The sequence below is a fragment of the Streptomyces sp. PA03-1a genome, assembly GCF_033792805.1.
Taxonomy (GTDB): Bacteria; Actinomycetota; Actinomycetes; order Streptomycetales; family Streptomycetaceae; genus Actinacidiphila.
Genome location: NZ_JARAVO010000379.1, coordinates 1 through 5,827, shown reverse-complemented (window position 1 = coordinate 5,827; position 5,827 = coordinate 1). Strand labels below are relative to the sequence as shown.

At 73.9% G+C, this 5,827-nt stretch carries 6 protein-coding genes; all 6 read left to right on the top strand.

From position 1 onward, the window contains the following. The first annotated feature begins 219 nt into the window (after window positions 1-219). Window positions 220-1,440 carry an L-2-hydroxyglutarate dehydrogenase gene (lhgD, locus tag PV341_RS43370; RefSeq protein ID WP_500322653.1) on the top strand — a complete coding sequence of 407 codons (1,221 nt, stop codon included), beginning with the start codon at window positions 220-222 and terminating at the stop codon, window positions 1,438-1,440. A 12-nt stretch (window positions 1,441-1,452) separates the two neighbouring features. Next, window positions 1,453-2,211, top strand: coding sequence for a tRNA (guanosine(46)-N7)-methyltransferase TrmB (trmB, locus tag PV341_RS43365; protein WP_500322651.1), 759 nt, complete (start codon window positions 1,453-1,455; stop codon window positions 2,209-2,211). Window positions 2,212-2,290: 79 nt separating this feature from the next. Then, window positions 2,291-3,901, top strand: coding sequence for a PrsW family intramembrane metalloprotease (locus PV341_RS43360; protein ID WP_500360775.1), 1,611 nt, complete (start codon window positions 2,291-2,293; stop codon window positions 3,899-3,901). Between the two features lie 41 nt (window positions 3,902-3,942). Then, window positions 3,943-4,593 (top strand): DUF6230 family protein, encoded by a 651-nt coding sequence (locus tag PV341_RS43355; RefSeq protein WP_500360773.1) that lies wholly within the window; start codon window positions 3,943-3,945, stop codon window positions 4,591-4,593. Between the two features lie 86 nt (window positions 4,594-4,679). Beyond that, the gene (locus PV341_RS43350) at window positions 4,680-5,336 is read left to right on the top strand and encodes a DUF6230 family protein (RefSeq protein WP_500322647.1); all 657 of its coding nucleotides are present in this window, start codon (window positions 4,680-4,682) and stop codon (window positions 5,334-5,336) included. A 20-nt stretch (window positions 5,337-5,356) separates the two neighbouring features. After that, on the top strand, window positions 5,357-5,827 hold a 471-nt coding region (locus tag PV341_RS43345), incomplete at its 3' end, for a DUF6114 domain-containing protein (RefSeq protein WP_500360777.1).

Sequence of the window (5,827 nt, the reverse complement as noted above, 5' to 3'; positions counted from 1 at the left end):
ATGGGGGTCCCCCCGGCCGAAGGCTGGGGGAGGCGGAGGGCGGGAGAACCGCCCGCCGCAGGCGCAACGCACCCGCACGCAGTCACCGGGCAGCCCGGCGCAGCCGCCCGCAGGCGCAAACGACCCGCACGCAACGACCTGGCGCGAACGACACGCCCCGCCGACAGGTTTGCACGCGGCGCGGACGGGCCAAGCCTTACGGGGGAGGTGACCGCGCGCATGGACACCACGGACGTCGTCGTCATCGGCGCCGGAATCGTCGGCCTCGCGACCGCGTACGCGCTCACGCGCACCGCCCCCGGCACGTCCGTCCTGGTCCTGGACAAGGAGGACGGCCCCGCCCGCCACCAGACCGGCCACAACAGCGGCGTGATCCACAGCGGCATCTACTACCGCCCCGGCTCCCTCAAGGCGCGGTACGCGACGCAGGGCGCCGCCGAGATGGTGAAGTTCTGCGCCGGCAACGACATCCCGCACGACGTGACGGGCAAGCTGATCGTCGCCACGGAGCGGGACGAGCTCCCCCGGCTGCACGCCCTCGTCCAGCGGGGGCGGCAGAACGACATCCCGGTGCAGGAGCTGGGCCCGGCCCGGATCGCGGAGCGGGAGCCGCACGTACGCGGCCTGGCGGCGATCCACGTCGGCACGACGGGGGTCTGCGACTTCACCGCGGTCGCCGCGGCCATGGCCCGCCTCACGACCGAGGGCGGCCGCGCCGACGCGCGCATCGCGTACGGCACGGAGGTCCGCGCGATCCACCGCGACGGGCCGAGCGTGATCGTCGAGCCCCACGACGGCCCGCCCGTCCGGGCCAGGGCGCTGGTGAACTGCGCCGGCCTGCACTGCGACCGCATCGCGCGCATGGCCGGGGAGGACACCTCCGGCGTCCGCATCGTGCCGTTCCGCGGCGAGTACTACGAGCTGCGCCCGGACCGCGCCGACCTCGTCCGCGGACTGGTCTACCCCGTCCCCGACCCCGCGTTCCCGTTCCTCGGCGTGCATCTGACCCGCGGCTTCGACGGCTCGGTGCACGTCGGCCCGAACGCCGTCCCCGCCCTGGCCCGCGAGGGCTACCGGCGGCGCACCGTGCGCCCGCGCGACCTCGTCGAGACGGCCACGTTCCCCGGCACCTGGCGGATCGCCCGCCGCCATTGGCGCTACGAGGCCGGCGAGATCCGCCGGTCGCTGTCGAAGCGGGCCTTCGTGGAGTCCGTGCGGCGGCTGCTGCCCGCGGTGACCGCCGACGACATGGTGCCGGCCGAGGCCGGGGTGCGGGCGCAGGCCGTGCTGCGCGACGGGACGCTCGTCGACGACTTCCTCATCACGGGCGACGGGCCCTTCGTCCACGTGCTGAACGCCCCCTCGCCCGCCGCGACGGCCTCGCTGCCGATCGGCCGGGAGATCGCCCGCAGGGCACTGGCGGTGCTGGGGCGTACGTAAAATCGACGCATCATGTCGAAGCCCCGCACCCCCCACTTCCCGGGCGGCCCCGCCTCCCACCCGCATCCGGACGCGCACACCGAGCAGCGCATCCGCACCTTCCACCCGCGCCGCGGCCGGGTCACCCACGGCCAGCGGGCGGCGCTCGAGCGGCGCTGGGCGGACTGGGGCGTCGACCTCGACGGCACGCCGCTGGACCTGGACAAGCTCTTCGCCGACGCGGACCTCGCCCCGGACCGCCCGGTGGTCCTGGAGATCGGCTTCGGCATGGGCGACGCCACCGCCGCGATGGCCGCCGCCGACCCGGGCACCGGCATCCTCGCCGCGGACGTGCACACCCCCGGCCAGGGCAACCTCGTCCACCTCGCCGAGCGCGAGGGCCTGCGCAACGTCCGGGTCGCCAACGGCGACGCCGTCGTCCTGCTGCGCGACATGCTCGCCCCGGGTTCGCTGGCCGGCCTGCGGGTCTACTTCCCCGACCCCTGGCCCAAGGCCCGGCACCACAAGCGCCGCATGATCCAGCCGGAGTTCGTGGCGCTCGCCGTGTCACGGCTGCGGCCCGGCGCGACCGTGCACTGCGCGACCGACTGGGAGCCGTACGCCGAGCAGATGCTCGAGGTGCTGACGGCGGAGCCCGGCCTGGCGAACGCCTACCCCACCGGCAGCGGCTACGCCGAGCCGCGTCCGGCCTTCCGCCCGATGACCAAGTTCGAGCGCCAGGGGATCGCCAAGGGCCACGTCGTCCACGACCTGCTCTTCGAGCGCCGCTGAACGTCCGGCCGGGCGGTACGCAGGGCGGTTATCCGTAACACCATCGCGCCACGCGGCCACCGCCCCGTAAGGTCATTGGGTGTCCTCGTACTCGCATTCGCCAGACTCGCCCCTCCCGAGCCCGGCGGCCCGGCCGGCCGTACCCGAGTATCCGGATCACCAGCAGCAACCGCAGTTCGCACTGCCCGCCCCCGGGCAGTGGCACTACAAGCCGCGCCGGCACTTCTGGGAGAACCGGACGTTCCGGCTCGTGGTGCTCTTCTCCGTCCTGGCGCTGTGCGGGGTGATCATCCTCGCGCTGGTGCGCCGGCAGACCGGCACGGAGGGCCTCCTGGTCGGCCTCCTCCTGGCGGTCCTGCCGGTCCCGCTCCTCGGCGGGGCCTTCCTGTGGCTGGACCGGGTGGAGCCGACCCCGCTGCGCGACGCGGTCTTCGCCTTCGCCTGGGGCGCGTGCGCCGCCACGCTGGTCGCCATCCTCGCCAACGAGTACGCGACCGAGCTGCTCGCCACGACCTTCACGGCCAGCGACTCGCAGAGCGACATCTGGGGCGCCACCTTCGTCGCCCCCGTCGTGGAGGAGAGCGCCAAGGGCGCCGCCGTCCTGCTGCTCTTCCTCTTCCGCCGCCGTGACTTCACCGGGATCGTCGACGGCGTCGTCATAGCCGGACTCACCGCCACCGGCTTCGCGTTCACCGAGAACATCCTCTACCTGGGCTCCGGCTTCGCCGAGGACCAGGCGTACGGGACCGACGGCGGGCTGGGCACGACCGCGGCGATGTTCGTCGTCCGGATCGTCATGACGCCCTTCGCGCACCCGCTGTTCACCTCGCTCACCGGTATCGGCTTCGCCATCGCCGCCACCTCACGCCCCGGCCAGGCCCGCCGCTGGCTCGCCCCGCTGGGCGGCTGGCTGCTCGCGATGGCCCTGCACGGCACCTGGAACGGCTCCGCCTCGCTCAGCCCGCTCGGCTTCCTCGCCGTCTACGCGACGCTGATGATCCCGCTCTTCGGCCTGCTGGTCTGGCTCGCGATCTGGTCCCGCTCGAACGAGCTGAAGACCATCCGCACCCAGCTGCCGCTGTACGCGGTGGCCGGCTGGCTCAGCCTGCCCGAGCCCGCCGCCATCGGCTCCATGAAGGGCCGCAGCCTCGCCCGCTCCGCCGCCCGCGGCGCACAGGGCAAGGACGCCGCCCGCACCGTCCGTGAGTACGTGTCCTTCGCGACCTCGCTCGCCTTCCTGCGCGCCCGCGCCAACCGCGGGGCCGCCGGCGCCGACTTCCAGGCCCGGGAGCAGGAACTGCTCCACCACCTGTGGGAGCGCAAGGCCGTCGCCCAGCCCGCGCTCACCCACGCTGCCCACGCCATCCGCCCCGCGTTCCCGCCCCTGTACCCCTGGGCGGCGCTCCCGCCCGGAGCGCCGTACGGGCCGTACCCGCAGGTGCAGCCGTACACGCAGCCGTACACGCAGCCGTACACGCAGCCGTACACGCAGCCCTACGGGCCGCAGCCGTACGGCCGGCCCTGGCCGCAGCAGCCCCAGGGCCCCCACGCGTGGCCGCAGCAGCCCGCGCAGCCGGGGGCGCACCCGCAGCGGTGGGGCCCGCGCCAACCGCAGGTGCCGCCGCAACAGGGGTGGCACCCGCAGGCCGCGGCCCCCTACCAGGACCCCCGGGGCGGACAGCACCGCTGACTCCGGTTGCCGGGCCCCGTGGCCGGGGTTGCAATGACCATGTGAGCCCGCTGATACGACGCACGAGCCGCATCGGCCGTCCGTCCGGCCGCACCAGCTGGACGCGGACGGCCGTCGTCCTGATACCGACCCTCGCCGTCTCCACCGCCGTGGCCGTCGGCGCGGGCGCCGGGGTGGTGCCCGTCTCCCTCGCGATCTCACCGACCACGACCGCCCTGTCCGGCCAGAACATCCAGATCGCCGCCGACCGCCTGACCGGCACCGGCTTCACGCAGTACGTGACCGTCGACCACACCGCCGAGGGCGACTTCCCCCAGGCGGTCTCCGCCATCAGCTCCGCCGAACTGCACAACATGTGCCAGTCCGTGGTCGGCACCGTCCCCGGCTTCGGCCAGGTCACCCTGCTGATCACCGCGGGCGGCGGCGACCAGCCCGTCCACGCGGACCAGCTGATCGTCGACACCGACGACCTGGCGGGCGACGCCGAGTTCCACGACATCCAGATCGGTGTGGACGCCTCCGCGACGGACACCGAGGGCAGGGCCAAGGGCCCAGCCGGCGCCCTGGGGCAGCAGGCCGAGAGCGTCACCATCGACCACCTGCGGCAGACCACGAAGTCCGTGAGCGCGGCGACCTTCCGGCTGAACGGCCTGCACATGACGGTCAAGAAGGGCGCCGACCCCTGCTTCTGACCCGAATGGGCGAGTGCGTACGACCATCGGGGTGATTACGTACCGCCCCCGAGCGACCGATCAGACTGTCCCACGGTTGACGGGACGTGCTGACCACCGAGCCCACCGGGTACCGGCCCGCCACGTCCCAGGCCGCCGTCGCCGTCTCCGGCCGCACCAGCTGGAAGCGGCTCGCCCTCGTCATGGTGCCGACCGTCGCGGCCGCGGGCGCCGTCGTCGCGAGCCTGGCCACCGGCGCGCTCGCCGCCTCCTTCGGGGTCTCGGCCAACTCCTTCACCGTCGCCGGAGAGAGCTTCCAGATCTCCTCCTCCCTCCTGGAGGGCGACGGCTTCGTCCAGTTCGGCGTCCTCGACCGGGGGCGTGACGCGGTCTACCCGGAGGCGCTGTCCGCCATCCGCCGGGCCACCCTGCACGACCTGTGCCAGTCCGTCGTCCAGCAGGTGCCGGTCATCGGCCCGGTCACGCTGCGGCTGACCGCGGACCCGGCGAGCGCCGACCGGCTGATCGCCGACGCCCACGACATCAAGGGCGACGCCGTCTTCGAGAACATCCACATCGGACAGGACGCCTCGACGGTGGACCAGGTCCCCGGCGTGCGGGGCCCGGCCGGGGCCTTCGCCCAGCAGGCGACCTCCATCCGCGTCCGCGACCTGCGGCAGACGAACCGGTCGGTCAGCGCGGCCACGTTCAGACTGCCGGACCTGCACGTGCAGGTGCTGCGCGGCGACCACTCCTGCTTCTAGGAAAGGCCGCCGTGACCCGCATGCTGAGCCGTGCCGGAGCCCTCCGGTCCCGCTTCCGCGCCTGGCGCCGCAGCCGTCCCTTCTGGGCCGGCGTGTGGACCCTGCTCGCCGGTGTGGAGATCCTCTCCATCCCGCTCGCCCCGCTCGCGCTCATGATCCACGAGGGCATCGCCGGTGTCTCCGGCCTGCTCATGGGCGTCTTCCTGGTCATCCTGGGCCTCACCTTGTGGCTCGCCCCGCACTACCGCGCCTTCGCCGGCATCGCGACCCTGATCTTCTCCGTCGCCTCGCTCGTGCTGTCCAACTTCGGCGGCTTCCTGATCGGTTTCCTGCTGGGCGTCATCGGCGGGGCCATGGCCGTCAGCTGGGTGCCGGACGGGGACGGCGACGGAGGCCGCGGCAGGCGCGCCCGGCCGGTGCCCGACTGGGGCGGCGGGCACGGCGGCACCACGGGGCCCGGCGCGGGCGCACCGCAGGGCGGCACCCCGGAC

What these genes read in the sequence shown, in the direction of transcription:
- trmB (WP_500322651.1), top strand. Translation starts at nt 1,453, where the DNA reads ATGTCGAAGCCCCGCACCCCCCACTTCCCGGGCGGCCCCGCCTCCCAC.
- lhgD (WP_500322653.1), top strand. Translation starts at nt 220, where the DNA reads ATGGACACCACGGACGTCGTCGTCATCGGCGCCGGAATCGTCGGCCTC.